Here is an 18,951-nt window from a genome sequence, read left to right as displayed (position 1 = left end):
ACTCACGTGACCTCCGACGACACCCGCACCCCTGACCCCGGCACCCCCGGCCCCCGACCGCGCCCGGGCCGCCGCGAGCTGCTCCTGTGGACCGGCGCGCTCACCGCTGCCGCGGCCGGCGGCCTCCTCCCGGCCGGCCTCGCACAGGCCGCGCCCGCCCCGGCCGCGGCGACCCCCACCGCAGCCCCCGCCGCGACACCGGCCGCGACCGCCGCCGGCACCTTCGCCCCGCTGCGCCCGCCCGCCGTCCCGCTGGCCGTCCGGTCGATGTACCTGTCGACCTGGCTGCCCGCGGACAACCTGGCCGGCACCTGGCCCACCTTCTGGAACGGCCACATCACCGCGCTGTGCGGCCTGGCCAGGATCGACGGCGCCGGGTACGTCTTCGCCGGCAACCCCGCGCTGCCCGCGGGGCCGGCCCTCGCCACGATGCAGCAGCTCTCGCTGCGACTCACCGCGACCCGCTCCGTCTACACGCTCAGCGGCGGCGGCGTCACCCTCACCGTCACCTTCTTCTCACCGGTCGACCTCGGCAACCTCCAGCGCCAGTCGGTGCCGCTCAGCTACGTCACCGTGCAGGCCGCGAGCAACGACGGCCGCGCGCACGCCGTGGACGTCCACCTGGACGCGTCCGGCGAGTGGGTGCACGGCGACACCGCCACCCCGATCACCTGGGACAGCCGGCAGGCCGGCCGGATGACCGTACTCACCGCAGCGCCCGCCAGCCCCGGGGTGCTGCAGGAGCACGGCGACCAGGCCTCCTGGGGCAGCCTGGTGCTGGCCACGCCGAGCGGCACCGGGGTCACCTCGCAGATCGGCCAGGACACCGTGGTCCGGGCCGCCTCGGCGGCGAACGGCCGGCTGGACGGTTCGGTGGACAGCGCCAAACCCCGTGCCATCAGCGACCGCTGGCCGGTACTCGGCCTGAACCGGGACTTCGGCACCGTCAACCCCGGTACGCCGTCAGCCCTGTTCACCGTCACCCTCGGCCATGTCCGCACGCCAGCGGTGACCTACCTCGGCACCCAGCTCCAGCCGTGGTGGAAGCACTACTGGAACTCCCTCGAGGACATGGCCGGCTGGTTCGACGCCGACTACGGCGCCGCCCTGGCCGCCGCGACGGCGCTCGACCAGCGCATCCACGACGACGCGGTGGCCGCGGCCGGCGGCGGCAGCACCGGCGACCACTACGCGGCGGTGTGCGCGCTCGCGCTGCGGCAGGCCGTGGCGGGCACCGAGCTGGTGGACCGGGGCGGCAGCCCCTGGGCGTTCCTGAAGGAGATCTCCTCCGACGGCAACATGTCCACCATCGACGTCACCTACCCGGCCTTCCCCGCCTACCTCTACCTCTCGCCCGGCTACCTGCGGCTGCTGCTCGAACCCCTGCTGGACTACCCCGAACACGGCGGCTGGCCCAAGGAGTTCGCCGAGCACGACCTCGGCTCCGGCTACCCCAACGCCACCGGGCACAACGACGGCAACGAGGAGGACATGCCGGTCGAGGAGTCCGCGAACATGCTCATCATGGCCGCGGCCCTCATCCAGCGGCTGCCGGCCGCCGACGCCGGATCGTTCGCCCGAGCGCACTACCCGATCCTGCGGCAGTGGGCCGAGTACCTGGCGGCCAACGCGCTCGACCCCGGCTTCCAGAACCAGACCGACGACTTCACCGGCTTCATCGCGCACAGCGCCAACCTCGCGCTCAAGGGCATCGTCGGCATCGGCGCGATGAGCGTGGTGGCCACCGCGAACGGCAACGCCGCCGACGCCACCCACTACCGCACCCTGGCCCGCAGCTACATCAGCCGGTGGACGAGCCTGGCGGAGGACTCCTCCGGCGGCCACCTCAAACTGGCCTACGACCAGGACGGCACCTGGAGCCTGAAGTACAACGGCTTCCCCGACCGGCTGCTGGGCCTTGACCTGGTCCCGGTCGGCACCGCCGCGCGGGAGGCCGGCTGGTACGCCTCGCACGCCGGCGCCAACGGCATCGAGCTCGACCCGCGCAACGACTACACCAAAGGTGACTGGGAGTTGTGGACCGCGGCCTGGCTCGCCGACCACGGCGCCACCCGTGACGTCCTGGTCAACGGGGTCTACAACTTCGCCGACTCCACAGTGCAGCGGGTGCCGTTCAGCGACTGGTACACCGTGGCCACCGCCGCGCAGCGCGGCTTCCAGGACCGCCCGGTGGTCGGCGGGATGCTCGCCCTGCTGCTCGGCCCGGCCGGCTCGACCACCGTGTGGCACCGGATCCAGAACCGCAACTCCGGCAAGGTGCTCGCGGTATCCGACATGTCGCTCGCCGACACCGGCGAGGTCACCCAGTACGCCGACAACGGCACCCCCGACCACCTGTGGACGCTGCTCGACAACGGCGACGGCAGCGTGCGGATCGTCAACCGCAACAGCGGCAAGGTGCTCGCCGTGCACGACCAGAGCACCGCCGACGGCGCCCACGCCCAGCAGTACCAGGACAACGGCACGCCCGACCACCTGTGGCGGATCGTGGACAACGGCGACGGCTGGTCGAAGATCGTCAACGTCCGCTCGGGCAAGGTGCTCGCGGTGGACGGCATGTCCCTGGCCGACAAGGCGCAGGTCACCCAATGGACCGACAACGGCACGGCCGACCACCTGTGGCGGCTCGTCTGACCTGTCCCAGAGCAGCGTGCCCGGTGGGCGCGCGAGCGGACCCCGCTGGTGCCTCCTGCGGGGTCCGCGGCATGTCGGCGCCGCTTCAGCAGGCTTCGCGCCACGCGTCCAGCGACAGGTGCTTGCGGATCGAGCTGAGTCGCAACCGGCGGCTCTGCGGGCAGAACTGACTCGTCGTCAGCTCGTACTCGGCGTGGAAGACCGCCTTGCCCGCCGCGATGAACGGGGTCAGCGCGTCGCACTCCTCGTACTGCGCGCACTGCTCGTCCACCGAGAAGTCGAAGTCACCTACCAGAGCGGGTACTTGGTCGAGGTCGTTCTTCAGACCCACGGCCAGGCCGCGTTGATGCGCGAGAGCGGCGACCATCCGGTTGAACGCCAGCTGCTGACCGGCCGTCAGCGGGAAGCCGGTGTCGTTGGCGTACCCGTCGAGCAGGTCGGGCTCCACCGCGTCGAAGCCCTTAGTACGGCACATGTCGAAGCGGGCGGCCAGCAGCGGGCGCAGCTGGCCGAGCCGGCGGATGTCGAGCCAGCGCTCGCCGTCCCAGCCGTCGCCGCGGCCGAGCAGCGCCTTGGGGTAGCGGGCGGCGTCCGGGCGGAACGACTCGTATGCACCGGCGTTGACGTAGCAGATCACCTTGCGGCCGGCCCGGTGCAGCCCGGCCACCACGCCGGCGCTGTTCTCGAAGCCGTCGATGTCGTAGACCGGCACGTCGACCGAGGTGTCCACGGTGCCGCTGAGCTGCCACTGCCAGCCGACCCCCGGGCGCGGCTGCCAGCGGGCGGTGGCCGGACCCTCGGACGGGCCCGGACGGGTGGACGGCGCCCGGGTCGTCGTGGCCGCGGCTCCGGAGCGGCCGGCCGCCGAACGCGAGGGGACGGGCGCGGCCTGGGATGAGGCGGCCCCCCGTGTCCCGCCGCCCGGCGTGGAATGCTCCGCCGCCCCCGAGCAGCCCGCCACCAGCAGCAGAACGGCCGCCACCGAGCCCCGCGCCCACCGCCTCACGCCGCACCCGCCGGCGCCTGGCACCACGGGTTGGGCGGCAGACCCGGCACCGCGCAGTGCACGGCGGCCCCGCGCCCGGCGGCCGTCCGCGCCACCCGGGCGCCCAGGCCGCGCGGCACGCCGTACACCAGATGGCAGAAGCGGTCGGGCGAGTGCGCCGCCGTCCAGGCCGGCACCTCCGCTGCCGCGTAGTCCGCCCAGCTGCCCTCGTAGGTGACGAGCAGGTCGGCGACCCGGGCATACCGCGGATCGGGGTGCACCCCCGGGTTGAGTACGACGGTCGGCGCGCCGCCGAGCCTGGCCGCGCGGGCCAGCCGCCGGTAGTACGGCAGCCGCCGCTCGTCGCCCGCGACCCGGTCGAAGAACGCGCCCGTCACGCCGTACCAGGCCCGGTGCCTGCGCAGGTCGAGGCCCGCCGCGCGCAGCGGGCGGGCCCCGTAGCCGGTGTCCACATAGCCGAGCACCCGCACCCCGGCCCGCCGCAGCCGCGCCGCGGCCTCGGCGAACACCGGGTCGGGCGCGTCGCCGGGCCCGTCCGCGGCGTTGAGCACCACCCCGTACAGCCGGCCCGCCGCGCTCTCAAGGGCCCGCCACCCGGCCGGGTCCAGCACCGGGTGGACGTACATCGGCACCAGCAGGGCTCCGCCGGCCGGTTCTTCGGGTGGGGTCATGCCGGGGCCCCGGCCCTCGCCGACCACAGGTCGGTGAGCGAGTCGCGCAGGGTGCGCGCCGGGCGCCAGCCGAGGGCGGCGCCGGCCAGCGTGATGTCGGCCCGCACCCAGGAGGTGGCCGCCGACCGCTCGGAGCCGGCTCCCGACTCCTCGATCCGGCCGGTGAAGCCGCTGATGGCGGCGAGCTCGTGCACCAGGTCGCGGACCTCGGTCGCGCGGCCCGATCCCACGTTCAGCACCGGCGGCAGCCGCCCGGGGGCGGTCGCGGCCAGCGCCACGGCCTCGGCCACGTCCGTCACGTCCACGAAGTCACGGTACGCGCCCAGGTCACCGGTGCGGACGGTGCCGTCCCGCGGCGCGGCGCGGAGCGCGGCGGCCAGCCGGCCGGGCAGCCCGGAGACCGGGGCGCCCGCGCCGACCGGGTTGAACACCCGGAGCACCACCGCGTCGAGCCGCGCCGCGGCCACCGCGAGGGTGCCCGCCAGCTTCGCCGCGCCGTACAGCCCGGCCGGGCGCGCCGGGGCGGACTCGCCCAGCGACGTGCCGGGCTCGCCGGGGCCGTACTCCGCCGCCGAGCCCAGGTGCACGAGGCGGGCCGAGGGCACCGCGAGTGCCATCGCCTCGCCGAGCGCGGCGGCCCCTTGCGCGTTCACCGCGCACAGCCGGCTCGCCGAACCCGAGGTCAGGCCCGCGCAGTTGACGACCACGTCGGGACGCAGCGCCGTCAACTGCACGGCCAGGAAGTCCACCTGCACGTCGGCGAGGTCCGCGACCAGGTCCGGCCGCGGACCCGCCGCCCGGCCGCCGCCGCCCGAGCGGGCGCCGCGCAGCACCTGCACTCCGGGCAGTTCGCCGAGCCGCGCGGCGACCGGCGCGCCGAGGAAGCCCCCGCAGCCGAGTACCAGCATCCGGGTCACCGGCTCACGCCCCCTTGAGCAGCAGGTCGCGCCGGCTGCCGAACTCGGCGTTGGCCCGGTCGTAGTCGTCGGGCCGGCCGATGTCCAGCCAGTACCCGTCGAAGTCGTGGGCGCGCGGCGGCCGTCCGGCGGCCAGCAGGTCGAGCACCAACTCGTCGAAGCCCAGCGGCAGTCCGGGCGTGTAGCCGGCCAGGGTGGCCAGCGAGAGGCCGTAGACGCCCATCGACACCCGGTAGTCCATGGTCGGCTTCTCGGTGAAGCCGACCACCTGTCCGCCGTCGGTGGTGAGCACCCCGAAGTCGATGCTCACGGTGCGCTGGTAGGTGGCGATGGTCAGCGGCGCGCCGGAGCCGCGGTGCCCGCGCAGCACCTCGGCGAAGTCCAGGTCGGTGAGGATGTCGCCGTTCATCACCAGGAAGTCCTGGGGCAGTTGGCCGGTCATCGCCAGCAGCGGCCCCATGGTGCCCAGCGGGCTGTCCTCGGTGACGTAGTCCACGTCGATTCCCCACTGGGAGCCGTCGCCGACGTAGGCGCGGATGATGTTGCCCAGATGGCCGATGGCGATGGTGCATCTGCGGTAGCCGCAGCCGGCGAGCTGCCGCAGCACGATCTCCAGGATCGCGTGGCTGTCGCCGATCGGCACCAGCGGTTTGGGCAGTGCGGTGGTGTACGGCCGGAGCCTGATGCCTTTGCCCCCGGCGAGGATGACTGCGTGCACGGTGGTTCCCCCCTGCGGATGGATGTACGGACACGTGGGACGGCGTCGGCGCCGTCAGACGTGGTAGGCGGCGGTGTTGTAGCGGGCCAGGTTGGCCGGGTCGCGGAAGAAGTCGATGGTGCGGCTCAGGCCGTCCTCCAGGCGGTGTCCCGGCGACCAGCCGGTGGCGGCCCGCAGCCGGGCGGCGTCGCACACCAGCCGCATCACCTCGGAGCCGGCCGGCCGCAGCCTGCGCTCGTCCTCGCGGACGGTCAGGTCGGCGTCCATCAGCTTGCCGATCAGCAGCACCAGGTCGCCGACCGAGATCTCGCCGCCGGTACCGGCGTTGAAGGTGCGGCCGACCACCTGCTCGGCGGGCGCGGTGCCGACCGCGAGGAAGGCCGCGGCGGTGTCCTTGACGAAGGTGAAGTCGCGGGTGGGCCGCAGATCGCCGAGCGTCACCTCCCGCCGCCCCGCCGCGACCTGGCCGATCACCGCCGGGATCACCGCGCGCATCGACTGCCGGGGCCCGTAGGTGTTGAACGGCCGCAGCGTCACCACGGGCGTGCCGAAACTGGCGTGGTAGCTGTCCGCGAGCCGGTCGCCGCCGGCTTTGGAGGCCGCGTACGGCGACTGCGTGACGATCGGGTGGTCCTCGCTGATCGGCACGGTCTGCGCGGTGCCGTAGGTCTCGCTGGTCGAGGTGTGCACCAGTCGCGTGGCGCCCGACTCCCGTACCGCCTCAAGGACGTTGAGGGTGCCCGTCACGTTGGTGTCCACGTAACTGCGCGGCGCGCGGTAGGAGTACGGGATCGCGATCAGCGCGGCCAGGTGGTAGACGGTGTCGGCGCCGGCCGTCACCTCCCTGACCGAGCCGGGGTCGCGGACGTCGCCGAGGATCAGCTCGACCTGGTCGAGCACGTCGGGCGCCAGGGTGTCGAGCCAGCCGTGCGACGAGAACGAGTTGTACTGGACCATCGCGCGCACCCGGCGCCCGGAGGCGACCAGCGCCTCCACCAGATGCGAGCCGATGAAGCCTTCGGCGCCGGTGACGGCGACGGGGGTGTCGGTGGACATGGGTGGATCTCCCTGTGAGGTAGGTGGGTTGACCGGTTCGCCGGTGCCGGACCGGCGGCGGGGGAGTGGCGGGGAGCGGCGGCCTCAGCGGTGGGTGGTCACCCGGCCGGTGATCGCTCGGGCGGCGGCCAGCAGCAGGACGCAGGCGCCCGCGCAGACCAGGCCGAGCACCCTGCCTGGCGCGGCGGCGTGCACCGCGAGGAGTACGACGGCGGTGGCCGCGGCGGCGCCGAGCACGCCGGCGCCGGTCCAGGGCCGACCGCAGGACTGGAGCAGCAGTTGCAGCCACAGCGTGCCGCCGAGCGCCAGCAGTACGGCCACATGACCCGCGCTCCAGTCGGCCGCGCCGGGCAGCGCCACCGCCTCGACGGCCGCCAGCGCGACCAGGGTGGCCGCGTACCAGCCGAGGCACCCGGCGAGCACCCGCCAGGACCGCACGACCAGCCGCTCGCCGACCCCGGTCGCGCGCAGCGCCACCAGGCACCGGCTGCGGATCCTGAACAGCAGCCACTCGGCGATGCCCATGCTCACCGTCAGCGCGGCGACGAACTCCCCGCTCAGCGCCGCCGCGATCACCAGCGCTCCGCCGGCCAGGCCGGCGAGCCCGTGCGGCAGCGAGACATGGGCCGGAACGGCGGCGTCGGCGGCGACCTCCTCCTCGGGCCGCCACAGCTCCCGCAGTCCCGCCGGCACCGAACGCGCCCGCGCCGCACGCCGGTTGGCGGCCCCGTCCTTGCCCTTGCCCTTGTCCGCGGCAGGCGGCGAGCCGGCGGCCAGCAGGGCGGAGAGCGCCGTCCCGGCGGTGGCGAGGACGGTCGCGGCCAGCACCGCCGCCACCACCGCTGAGGGCAGCTTCGTGGCGCCGCAGCAGGCCGCCACGGTGAGCGGGACCAGGACGTGCAGCAGCGCCCGTTCCCGGCCGAGTACCAGCAGCGCCGTGGCCGCGGCGATGTACAGCGACTGGCCGGCCGCGAAGGCCAGCGCGGCGGGCCGCGCCGCGCCCAGGACGCAGGCCGCCGCGAGGGTGGAGAGCAGCGCGCCGGACACCGCCCCGGTCAGCAGGAACCGGGCCGCGGCCCGCGGCCGCCCGACCAGCAGGAGCAGATGCGCGCGGTGCGCGAGCGCCTGGTTCCAGCCCCAGCCGCACAGCGCCGCCGCGCCCCACGCGGCGACCGCCCGGGACACCCCGAACGGCCCGTCAGGGCCCGCCGCCCACCGGCCGCCGAGCAGGTAGGCCACCCCGGGCAGCGCGAAGGTGAGGCCGCGCAGCACGCAGCGCCACACGTCGGCCGCCCACGGGTCGGGCACCGGTTCGGGCTCCGGGAAGGCCCGCGGCACGTAGGCGAACAGCTCCGCAGCCAGCGAGAACAGGTCGCGGTGCCGGTACTCGCCGGTGATCTGCTCGTCGGTCAGCCCCTCGGACTCCAGCAGCGCGGCCACCTCGTCCGGATGGACCGCTGACGCGCAGGACTCGCCGAGCCGCTCGGCCAGTTCGGCCATCGGATCCGGCCGCGCCCAGGACGGCACCCGGCGCCGCCTGCCGGGCGCGGCGATCGTGCCGCCCGGGCCGGGCCGGCCCGGCGTCGTCCCCACCAGGGACAGCGGCCCGCTCACCGGCCCTCTCCCGCCGCGATCGGCTCGGACGGCGAATGGGCCGCGGGATCGCCGGGGTCGCGCCAGAGCCGGGACGTCCAGGTGACTCCGGCCAGGGACCGGCCGGTCTCGGGCGGGGTGAGGCCGGTGTAGATGTCGCGGAAGGCGTCGATCGTCCGGCGCAGCGTGAACTGGTCGATCACCCGCAGCCGCGCGTCCCAGCCCAGCGACGCCCGCCGCTCCGGGTCGCGCAGCAGGCTCAGCGCCGCCCCGGCCATCGCCGCCGGATCGCGCGGCGGCACCACCAGCCCGGTGTCGCCGACCGCCTCCCGCACCCCGCCCACGTCGGTGGAGACCGTGCAGCGCCCGCAGGACATGGCCTCGATCAGGGTGAAGGGGAACCCCTCGCTGATGCTGGACAGCATCACCACCTGCCCGGCCGCGTACGCCGTGCGGATGTCGTCTACCCGGCCCTCGAAGGTGACCGCCTCGCCCGCGCCCAGCTCCTCGGCCAGCGCCTTGCAGCGGTCCCGGTACGCCTCGCCGCCGCGCGGTGTGCCGCCGAAGATCCGCAGCCGGGCGGCCGGCAGCTCGGCGCGGACCAGCGCGAAGGCGCGGATCAGCGTCTCCAGGTCCTTGATCGGGTCGATCCGGCCCGCCCAGGCCAGCGTCGGCACCTCAGGTTCAGGGCCGGCCATCGGGAAGGCCCACGGGTCGACCCCGTTGTAGACGGTGCGGATCCGGTCCGGTGCCGCGCCGCCGTGCTCCTCCCAGCGCCGGTTGTACCGGTTGCCCGGGGTGATCAGCGCGGCGGACCGGTACGTCTCGCGGGACAGCAGCCGGAAGAACCGCAGTAGCAGCGCCTTGACCGGCCAGCGGTAGGGGCCCGTGCGGTAGCCGAGATAGCGTTCGCGCTGGTAGACGCCGTGCTCGGTGAGCAGCAGCGGGGTGCCGTATCTGGCCTGCGCGACCAGCCCCGGCAGCGTGGCCAGCCCGCCGCTGACCGCGTGCGCGACCCCGCAGGGCGGCAGTGCGGCCAGCGGGCGCAGCGCGTGCTCCAGCAGGTCGACGGCCGTCAGCGCGTCATGCTGGGTGGGCCGGGCGGCTGCCACCGTCGTTCCCGGCCGCCGCCACAGCCTGATCAGCACCCGCAGCGCCGCCTCCGAGCGCAGGCCGGCCGACAGGGTGCCCGCTGCGGCCCGGTCGGCGAGCGCGTACAGCCCGGTGCTGAACAGCTCGTCGGCGTCCGGGTGTTGGTCGTCCTCCTCGGTGAGCAGCGCCGTCAGGAAGCTCTCCCACACCGCCAGGAACGCCCGCCGGCCGGCCCCGCGCGGCCCCTTGCCTGCCGGTGCCGCGCCCCACATCGGCAGGACGTCGAGGCTGCGGACGTTGCCCGGCAGGTCCCAGACCACCGGCTCGCGGCCGGTGCCGGTCACCGCGAGGATCCCGAAGTCCACGTCGGGCATGCCGCGCACCAGCTGGTCGCACCAGACGCTCACCCCGCCGGCGCTGTGCGGATACGTTCCCTCGGTCAGCAGCGTCACCCGCGCGGCGCGGGGCGGCGGACCGCCGAAGACTGCGTGCATGAAGTGGTGTCCCCCCTGGACGTGTGCGCACCGGTGCTCGACCGCACCTGGACGTGTCGCACGACCGGGACGCCGCTGACGTCCCGGTCGTGCGGCGGGCGGGGCCGGTTCGCCCCGCCCGCGGGGTGGTTCAGTGCGTGGCCGCGCCGGGCCCCGCGTGCTTGGTCGCGCCGGGCCCAGCGGGCACCGCGTGCGTGACGCCGCCGGGCACCGGCAGGGCGCCGATGTGCGCGTTCAGCCGGATCGGGCCGAGCGACACGCTGACCCGCAGCAGCGCGGGAGTCGACCTGGACGGGAGCGTCAGCGACACCGCGCTCTGCAGCACGCCCGGCACCGTCCAGCCGGACAGGGCGCCCGCGTAGGAGCTGCCGAAGGCGGTACTGCCCAGGAGTTGGGCCTGCCGGGTGCCGGCCGGCATGGTGGCGCTGACCTGCGTGCCGCTCGGCGCGGTGACCGTGACGGCCGACCCGATCCGGTAGCCGGTCACCTTGCCGGACTTCACCGCGGTGTCCCAGGCGGCCCGCCGCTGGAGCTCGGTGGCGATGTCGGAGGTCCGCAGGTTCACCATGGGGGTGTCGGCGGCGAACAGCGCCGAGTAGCCGCTCAGCACCTGCTCGATCACCGGGTAGGCGATCCGGCCCTCGGCCAGGTTCGACTGGTGCATGAAGTGCGGCCGCGGGTTGTTCGCCAGGACGTGGCCGAGGTCGATCCGCGCCTCCAGCGGCGCGATGTACGAGGTGTAGCCGGTGGCCGGGTCCAGCGGCGCGGGCAGGCAGGTGGACGTGGCCGAGCCCTCGCACAGGCCGCTGCCGCCCTGGGCGGCGCTGGTGTAGATGAAGTTGTACTCGTCGGTCTCCTCGGCCCCGGTGCCGGCGTTGTAGAAGACGTTCATCGGGAAGCGCGGCACCGTGACCGCGGGACCGACCTTGCGCTGCTGCGGGTCACGGGAGTTGTCGCTCGCCAGGTAGGACACCCCCAGCTGGGACAGCGCCGGCGCCAGGTTGGGGTTGTCCACCGGCTGCTGCGGCAGCACCTTCAGCCCCGAGTGCTCGCCGGTCACCAACTCGGCGTTGTTCAGCGGCAGTCCGTGCTGCGCGGCCCAGGTGCGGTTGTCCTTCACGGCCGCCACGATGTCTGCCTTGCTCACCCACTTGGTGCTGCCGTCGGCGTTGGTCTCGCAGCGCCACGGCACCACGCTGACGTCCTGGACGCAGCCGAGGAAGGGGTGCAGATAGGTGTGGTTCACCCAGCGGTAGCTCGCCTTGTCGGCGGTCAGCCGGTCGGCCAGCGGGTCGTCGGTGGTGCCCTGGTCGGCCTTCCAGTCCTCGCTGCCGCCGCCGTTGAAGACGAAGTCGAAGGTGAAGCCGTGCGCCTGCGACCACTGCTTGGCGTAGGCGGCGTCGGCGGCCGTCATCCTGATCGGGTCCGGGTCGTCACCGGTGCCCACCGGGCAGTCCACGTCGCCGGGCGTGCAGTTGAGCGTGCTGTTCCACCGGTCGTCGGCCAGGAAGACGTCGTCGACCTGCACCTCGAAGTAGTTCCGGTCGGCGCCGAGGTGGATGCCCTGGGTCATCCACTCCACGATGCCCCTGGCCAGCAGCCGGAACTGCTCCTGGTACTGGTTGTAGACGAAGGTCAGCACCAGCTCGCTGCGGCCGTCGTGCGCGTAACTCCCCACCAGCACACCGCGGTCGGCGGTGCCGGGGATCGGCGCGTCCACCAGCGGGGTGAAGACCGCGCCGGCCGGCTGGGTGCTCAGCGGGGTGGCCAGGTAGCCGTAACTCTCCGACACCGTGGGGGAGTTGTCCTCGAAGGGCACCGCGCCCCTCAGGTAGCCGAAGGGGCCGGCCGCGCCCTGCGCGGTGGTCTGGCCGTCGATGCCGTCCAGGCTGCCGATGTACCCGGGATCCTGGGCGTAGTTGAGGCCGATGTCGGGCCGGGCGTAGGTGTACGCGTCCACCTGCCGGATGCCGAAGGTCTGCTCGTAGCCGGCCAGTGCGGTCATCTCGGCGGAGCCGGTGCCGAACGGGTTGTCGTTGGGCAGCACCACGGCCTGGTACTTCGCCCGGGGCCGGCCGGAGACGGTGTCGCTGAGAAAGGCGGCGTTGATCGTCGGCCGTCCCGGCTGCGACAGGTCGACCGTGGTGTACGGGGTGCCGGCGCCGTCGAGTTCCGAGGTGATCGCCTCGGTGGCCGGTCCGCCGTCGTCCACCACCAGCACCCGCAGATCGACCCGCGGTGCCGTGGCGGCGCGTGCCACCGTGGGCGACACCGCCAGTGCCACCAGTGCCGCGGCGGTGCCGACGGCGGCTGAGCGCAAAGCCCTGCGCATTGAGTTTCCTCCCCCGGAGCAGCCGTGTGCGAACGGCGCCCCCCAAGACGACGGCCCGTCCCCGGGCCGTATTTCCGTGGACCATGGTGGGGTACTCCGGGAGGTCCTGTGGCGGTTCTGCGGAGGTGCTTGGGACGTGTGGTGCGGAGGACTTTTCCGGCAGGCCGGGATGGCGCTGCCACCTGCGGTTTTGTCCACTGTCATGTGCGCGGCGGATGGGCGCGCACTAACCGGAATAATGAACCACCGAGCATATTTACGATTCTTGCGACGGGCCCGGGAAATGGCGCTGATCCGGCGGGATCCGATCGCGGAACGACAGAATGCATCGGCCATTCGAACGGCCCGGGAAAGGTGCTGGATTCACGCACCGCCGCGGGCCTGGGACATCGTCAGGAGGGGGACAGCGCGGCACGCGTGCACGGGCCGTAAACCCCCGGCGGGTCACAGGTCAGCCCGCGGTCCTGCTGGGCCTGGGTCACCCCGCGGACGGTCGGCTCGTCGTACACCCCGGTCTGCGACACGTAGGTGAACCCCTGTGAGAACAGCAGCACTTGGAGCTGCGTCACATCCGGTCCGGTGTCGCCAGCGGACAGCGTGCGCGGCGCGGGCGGGACGGCCGGCGTGGTCGTCTCGACGGGGGAGCCGGTGGTGCGGGTCGCGGTGGGCGAGACGTCGGCCGTGGCGGAGGCCGACGGGCTGCCGCCGACCGGGACCAGCGGGCCGCGGCCTGGCGCCGTCGTCGTGCCGCCCTGGCCGGCCGGCGCGCTCGGCACGGTGCCGCGCTCCGGGTGCGACCGCGGCGGCGCCGTCGGGCCGTTCGACGCGGCCGGGGCCGCCTTGGCGGAGGGCGGAGCGCCGGAACCGGTCGGGCCGCCGCCGGACGTCACCACCACCACGGGGCCGGGCCGCCCGACCGGCTCGGCGCTCGGCGACTGCGGCCAGAGCTGCCAGGCGAGCGCGGTCGCGAGGCCCACCGTGGCGATGGCCAACGCGCCGAGCAGCAAGGGCTGTTCGCCCATCCGCCGGCGTCCGCTGTCCGCCCGGCCGCTCAGCACCCGGGCGTCGGCGACAGCGGGGCGCGAGCCGGGCGGGCCAGCCGCGGGGAAGACCACCTCGATGACATCCGGCGGCTCACCGCCGGGCGCCTGCCGCGCCGCCACCGTGGCCGTGCCGCCCGGCGAGGGCGCCTCCTCCCGGCCGTCGTCGGCCGTCCGGCCCGCCGCTGCGCCGTCACCCATCTCCACCACCGGTTTCACTCACGACCCTGCCGTACCGCCCGCACCCGCCGAATCCCGGCGCACACAAGAGTGCGGTACCAAGGTGGCCCCCGCCAAGAGGGCCTTGCGGACGCCGGCCGCCTGACGGTGTGTCGGACCTCGGCTCCGTGGTACCAGCGGCCGCGGCGGCCGCGGGCGCGATCCGCGGATGCCGCCCGCGGAGCGGCCGGAACCGGGAGAATATCGTTTCTGCTGTGCGCCCGGCCCCGGTTCCGCTCCGGCCCCGGTATCCGTCCGGCCCGGTTCCGCTCCGGCCCCGGTTTCAGTACAGCGGGGGGGCCGGCGGTACCGGGTCGGGCGTGGGGGAGGGCGGAGTCGGCTCAGGTCCCGGCGTCGGCGGGATCGGGTCGGGCCCCGGAGGCGTCGGCTGCGGGTCGGGCATCGGCCCGGGCACCGGGATGGGCTGCGGCTCAGGAATCGGCTGCGGGTCGGGCGCCGGTACGGGGTCGGGCCCCGGCGCCGGCTCGCCGGGCGTGGGAGGAGGAACGGGGAACGGGTTGGTCATCGCGGGTCTCCGATGCCGTTAGGGCGGAGACCGACCTGCTCCCCGCCGCTGGACCCCAACACGTACCCGCTCCCGCCCCACCCATGCCCGCCATGGGGCCCGGCCGCCGCCCGGGGGAGCGCGGAGCAGCGCGCGGGAACGACTCCGCGCCACCTCCACACGCCCCCGCGCGCGCTCCCGTGGGAGTGAACCCCGCCGGCATCCGCAACTGCGCCCACCCCGCACGAGTCCCAGCGGTCAACCGACCCACCGCACGTGCACGACGGCACGGCCCGCTCGTGCACCCCCACCTCGACCTCCGCGCCCCGATCGGCGCGGCGAAAGGAGCCGGCGGTGCCAGCAGACTGGGAGTGCCCGCAGGAACCGGGCCTGGTGCACGTACTGATCACCGCGCGGGACGAGACGAGCGCGTACCGGGTCTTCGACGCCCTGGTGGAGCGCTTCCCGGCCGTCGATCCGCCGCAGCCGCACCCCGCGCCTCCCGGCCTGGTGGTCTTCGCGGTCCGTACGCCCACCCTGGGCGCCGACGGCCGCTGACGCCGAGCGGGCGAGGGCGGACCCGGCCTCCGACCTGGGCTTTTCGATCCCCGGCCGCTGCGGGTCGGACTGTTCGGATAATCGGAGCATAATGGCGGTAATGCCGATAATTCATGCTGAAGCCATCCAGGTGGCCCACCCCGCGGAAGTGTCCCGATGACCGCCGGTCCCACCCCCCGGAGTAGGCGCATGACCACACGCAACCGGTCGAACTCCAGCCGCTACGACCCCCGCGTCGGCCCGCCGCTCGCCTCGCGCCGGGATCCCGAGGCCGAGATCGCGCTGGGCGACCGGCTGGCGATGAACGGCATGGGCAGCTTCGACTGGGACCTGGACCAGGGCATCATGCACCTCGACCCGCCCGGCCTGAAGGTCTTCGACCTGCGCCCCGGCGAGTTCGACGGCCGCCCCGGCTCGCTGATCCTGCGGGTGTCGCCCGAGGAGGGCGAGCGGGTGGACTACGCCCTCCGGCGGGCGCTGCAGAGCGGCCGCCGCAGCTACGGCGGGTACTTCCAGGTCACCCGGCGTGACGGAACCCGGCAGTGGACCCACACCCAGGGCACGATCGTCCGCGACGAGCTGGGCAAGGCGTACCGGATCGTCGGCATCGTCAGGGACGCCACCGACGAGCTGGCCCAGACCCCCGGCGTGCGCAACGACCTCAGAACCGGCGCCCAGCTCACGCTGGCGCCGATCGTCCGCCGCACCACCGAGGCGCTGTCCCGCGCGGTGACCGTCGCGGACGTCACCGCCGTGCTCACCGGCGCCGGCGGCCTGGAGCGGTTCGGCGCCGACGGGCTGACCCTCGGCCTGGTCGAGGGCGGCAACCTGCGGATCGCCGCGGTCAGCGGCGAGCCCATGGTGGGCTTCGCCGAGCTGCGGGTGCGGCGGCTGGACGAGTCGCTGCCGCTGGCCGAGGCGGTGGTCACCCAGCAGCCGCGGTTCGTGGACTCCTTCGCCGAGCTGGCCGACACCTTCCCGGTGCTGCGCCGCTTCATCGAGCCGCTGCCGCTCGACGCCGCCGCCTTCCTGCCGCTGGTCGCCCAGGCCCGCTCCATCGGCGGCCTCGCGCTGTTCTACCGGGGCACCAGGAACTTCGGCCCCGAGGAGCGCGAGCTGGACGCGGCGCTGGCCGCCATCGTGGCCCAGTCGCTGCAGCGCGCGATCCTCTTCGACCAGGAGCGCGAGTTCGCCACCGGCCTGCAGTCCTCGATGCTGCCCCGGCACATCCCGCGCTTCGACGGCGCCGAGATCGCCGTCCGCTACCACGCCGCCTGGAGCGGCCGGGAGGTCGGCGGCGACTGGTACGACGTGGTCGGGCTGCCGCAGAACCGGGTCGGCCTGGTCGTCGGCGACGTCCAGGGGCACGACACGCACGCCGCCGCCGTGATGGGCCAGCTGCGGATAGCCCTGCGGGCGTACGCGGCCGAGGGCCATCCGCCGTCCACCGTGCTGGCCCGCGCCTCCCGGTTCCTGGCCGAGCTCGACACCGAGCGCTTCGCGACCTGCTCGTACGCCCAGCTCGACCTGGCCACCGGCGCGGTGCTGGCGGCCAGGGCCGGCCACCTGGGACCGCTGGTGCGGCACACCGACGGCCGCACCGGCTGGCCCAACGTGCGCGGCGGCCTGCCGCTGGGCATCGCCACCAGCCTGGACCGGCACGAGTTCCCCGAGACCCGGCTCGACCTGGTGCCCGGCGAGACGCTGGTGTTCTGCACCGACGGCCTGGTCGAGGAGCGCGGCCTGGACATCACCATCGGCATGGACTCGCTCGCCGAGGCCGTGCACGACGGCCCGCAGTATGTCGAGGAGCTGGCCGACCACCTCGCCGACAACCTCTGGCAGCGCTGGGGCTCGCAGGACGACGTGGCGCTGCTGATCCTGCGCCGCAACCCCGACCCCGGCACCGTACGGGCCCCGCGGATGCACTCCTACGTGCACCAGGCCGACCCCGAGGGGCTGGCCGAGGCCCGGTCCGCGCTGCGCCAGGCGCTGAGCGACTGGCAGCTGCCCGAGCTCGCCGACGACGTGGAGATGGCCGCCGGCGAGCTGCTGGTCAACGTACTGCTGCACACCGAGGGCGGCGCGGTGCTCACCCTGGAGGTGCTGCCCGAGCCGGTCCGCCGGGTCCGGCTCTCGGTGCAGGACCGCTCCAGCGTCTGGCCGCACCGCAGGACCCCGGGCGAGGCGGCCACCTCCGGCCGCGGGCTGCTGATGATCGACGCGCTGGCGGCCCGCTGGGGAGTGGAGCCGCGCGGCGACGGCAAGGCGGTGTGGTGCGAGTTCGGCCCGCCGGACCGCCGCGGCGCGGCTCCCGTCCTCAGCTCACATTGAGCGCCGTGTCGTCGATGACGAACGACGTCTGCAGCTTGGAGCCCTCGGTGCCGGTGAACTTCACCGTGACCGTCTGCCCGGCGTAGGCGCCGAGGTCGAAGGTGCGCTGGGTGTAGCCGGAGGCCGCGTTCACGTTGCTGTACGTGGCCAGGGTGCTCAGCACCGTGCCGGACGCGTTCACCACCTGCGCCTTGAGCGTGTCGTACGCCGTGGAACCGGTCTCCGCGGTGTCCACGTGCAGCCAGAAGCTCAGCTTGGCCGCGCAGCCGGACGGAATGGCGACCGACTGGGACAGCGTGTTGGTGGTCGCCTTGCCGTAGCCGTCGAGCCACGCCTTGTACGAGCCGCTGTGCGCCGCCTCCTTGGTGGCGTTGCTGATCACCCCGCTGGACGCCGACCAGGACGAACTGCCGGACTCGAAGCCGGGGTTGGCGAGCAGCTGGCCGGAGGTGCAGGAGCCGCCACCGCCACCGGTGCTGCCGCTGGTGGTACCGCTGGTCGTGCCCGTGCTGGTGCCGGTGCTCGTCCCGGTGCTGGTGCCGCCGTTCGTGGTGCCGCCACCGCCGCCGGAGCCGGCCAGCCACGCGGTGGCGTTCAGGGCCAGTGCGGCGTCGGTGCCGGCCGGGTCGTTCCAGCCGTCGTAGAGGGTGTTGCCGGACTGCCCGGTGCCGTCGTCCACCGGCGAGCTGTCGCCCCAGATCGCCACCCGGCCGCTGCCGAAGGTGCTGGTGACGAAGAACGCCCCGCTGTTGCCCGACGCGCCGGCCTTGTAGAGCAGGCCCTTGACCGCCGGGTTGTCGTTCGGCTTGAGGGTGAAGGTGGTGCCGTCCCGCAGGATGCTGCCGGTCACGGTGCCGAACGGGCCGTGCAGCACCGGGTCGGAGCTGCTGCTGATCGCCCGCGGGTTGTCGGTGCTGATGTCGAGCAGGTCGACCGAGAAGCCGAACGGGTCGGTGTTGTCCACCCCGTTGCTGGTCAGCAGGTCGTTGATGACGGCCGGCGAGTCGTAGCCGTCGTTGTTGCGGTCGCTGTTGTCGTGGTCGGAGATCAGGAACAGCCCGCCGCCGTTCTGCACGAACTTCATCACCGCGGTCTTCTCCGCGCTGCTCAGCCGCACATTGGGCTCGTCCAGCACGAAGGTGTCGAAGTTGCCCAGGTCCTGGGCGTTGGAGGAGTCGCCGTAGGTGATGGTCCGGCCGGAGGGCAGGGTGGCCAGCTGGTAGCCGCCGGCCTTCTGCAGCGCCACGCCCCAGGACGACAGGGCGCCGGTCCAGTCGGTCTCCGCGTTCGGTGAGGAGTCCTGGCCGAGCGGGTCGGGCTGGCTGGTGCTGATGATCCAGTCGGCGTTGCCGGCCGTCTCGGCCTTGGTGTTGTCGAACAGCACGCGGTGGGTGGTCGCGGCCGGAGCGGCCGCCGGAGCGGCGTCCGGGCTGCCGCTGGGCGGCGCCGCGTGCGCGCTGCCCGAGGTGAGCGCGGCGGCGCCGAGCGCGAGCGCGCCCAGCGCGCCGGCCGCGCCGAGCAGGGTGCGGCGCCGGCGGGCCGGCCTGCGGGCGGCGTCCTGGCGGGATTGGGCCATACGGGGACCAGGCATCCGTCAACCTCCAAGTGGGGGGCGGTCAGAGGGGGTGCGGAAGCCATTCTGCGCGCGTAGAGCCTGTGACTGAAGTGCCCGGAGTTACCGACGCGTGAACGCTGCGGGACGGTCCGTGCCCCCGGCGGCCGCGCCCTGGTCTGTTCGGAGGGTGCTGGCGGCGGTTCCGA

General features: G+C 74.2%; 13 protein-coding genes. 3 read left to right on the top strand and 10 right to left on the bottom strand.

Features of this window, described 5'->3' with window-relative positions; all coding sequences use genetic code 11:
- Positions 1–6 precede the first annotated feature (6 nt).
- Positions 7–2,655, top strand: a complete 2,649-nt coding sequence (locus ACQPW6_RS03785) for a glutaminase domain-containing protein (RefSeq protein WP_433888086.1) — start codon at positions 7–9, stop codon at positions 2,653–2,655.
- 85 nt (positions 2,656–2,740) lie between these two features.
- On the opposite strand, the gene ACQPW6_RS03780 is transcribed toward ACQPW6_RS03785, so the two are convergent.
- From ACQPW6_RS03780 to ACQPW6_RS03740, 9 genes are all read right to left on the bottom strand, one after another.
- Complete coding sequence (locus tag ACQPW6_RS03780; protein ID WP_433888085.1) at positions 2,741–3,637, bottom strand: endo alpha-1,4 polygalactosaminidase; 897 nt, start codon at positions 3,635–3,637, stop codon at positions 2,741–2,743.
- 20 nt (positions 3,638–3,657) lie between these two features.
- The gene (locus tag ACQPW6_RS03775) at positions 3,658–4,332 is read right to left on the bottom strand and encodes a spherulation-specific family 4 protein (RefSeq protein WP_433888084.1); all 675 of its coding nucleotides are present in this window, start codon (positions 4,330–4,332) and stop codon (positions 3,658–3,660) included.
- Positions 4,329–5,240, bottom strand: coding sequence for an NAD-dependent epimerase/dehydratase family protein (locus tag ACQPW6_RS03770; RefSeq protein ID WP_433894411.1), 912 nt, complete (start codon positions 5,238–5,240; stop codon positions 4,329–4,331). The genes ACQPW6_RS03775 and ACQPW6_RS03770 overlap by 4 nt, the downstream gene beginning before the upstream one ends.
- Positions 5,241–5,253: 13 nt before the next feature.
- Complete coding sequence (locus ACQPW6_RS03765) at positions 5,254–5,967, bottom strand: sugar phosphate nucleotidyltransferase (RefSeq protein ID WP_433888083.1); 714 nt, start codon at positions 5,965–5,967, stop codon at positions 5,254–5,256.
- A gap of 54 nt (positions 5,968–6,021) precedes the next feature.
- Entirely contained in the window at positions 6,022–7,023 is a 1,002-nt protein-coding gene (locus tag ACQPW6_RS03760; RefSeq protein ID WP_433888082.1) for an SDR family NAD(P)-dependent oxidoreductase, read from the bottom strand.
- Between the two features lie 84 nt (positions 7,024–7,107).
- Entirely contained in the window at positions 7,108–8,637 is a 1,530-nt protein-coding gene (locus tag ACQPW6_RS03755; protein WP_433888081.1) for a hypothetical protein, read from the bottom strand.
- A complete protein-coding gene (gene pelF, locus ACQPW6_RS03750) occupies positions 8,634–10,202 on the bottom strand; it encodes a GT4 family glycosyltransferase PelF (RefSeq protein ID WP_433888080.1) in 1,569 nt (522 codons plus the stop codon). Before pelF ends, ACQPW6_RS03755 begins: the two co-directional genes overlap by 4 nt.
- A gap of 130 nt (positions 10,203–10,332) precedes the next feature.
- Positions 10,333–12,534 carry a hypothetical protein gene (locus tag ACQPW6_RS03745; RefSeq protein WP_433888079.1) on the bottom strand — a complete coding sequence of 734 codons (2,202 nt, stop codon included), beginning with the start codon at positions 12,532–12,534 and terminating at the stop codon, positions 10,333–10,335.
- 392 nt (positions 12,535–12,926) lie between these two features.
- Entirely contained in the window at positions 12,927–13,775 is an 849-nt protein-coding gene (locus ACQPW6_RS03740; protein ID WP_433888078.1) for a peptidoglycan-binding protein, read from the bottom strand.
- 877 nt (positions 13,776–14,652) lie between these two features.
- Between ACQPW6_RS03740 and ACQPW6_RS03735 the strand changes: the two genes are divergently transcribed.
- Positions 14,653–14,856 carry a hypothetical protein gene (locus ACQPW6_RS03735; RefSeq protein WP_433888077.1) on the top strand — a complete coding sequence of 68 codons (204 nt, stop codon included), beginning with the start codon at positions 14,653–14,655 and terminating at the stop codon, positions 14,854–14,856.
- Between the two features lie 189 nt (positions 14,857–15,045).
- Positions 15,046–17,190 (top strand): SpoIIE family protein phosphatase, encoded by a 2,145-nt coding sequence (locus ACQPW6_RS03730; protein WP_433888076.1) that lies wholly within the window; start codon positions 15,046–15,048, stop codon positions 17,188–17,190.
- On the opposite strand, the gene ACQPW6_RS03725 is transcribed toward ACQPW6_RS03730, so the two are convergent.
- Positions 17,177–18,766, bottom strand: coding sequence for a hydrolase (locus ACQPW6_RS03725; protein ID WP_433888075.1), 1,590 nt, complete (start codon positions 18,764–18,766; stop codon positions 17,177–17,179). The genes ACQPW6_RS03730 and ACQPW6_RS03725 overlap by 14 nt on opposite strands.
- Positions 18,767–18,951 lie beyond the last annotated feature (185 nt).

Origin of the sequence: Streptomyces sp. CA-111067, from assembly GCF_050956065.1 — a bacterium.
Lineage (GTDB): Bacteria > Actinomycetota > Actinomycetes > Streptomycetales > Streptomycetaceae > Actinacidiphila.
This window is presented reverse-complemented; position numbering and strand designations above follow the sequence as displayed.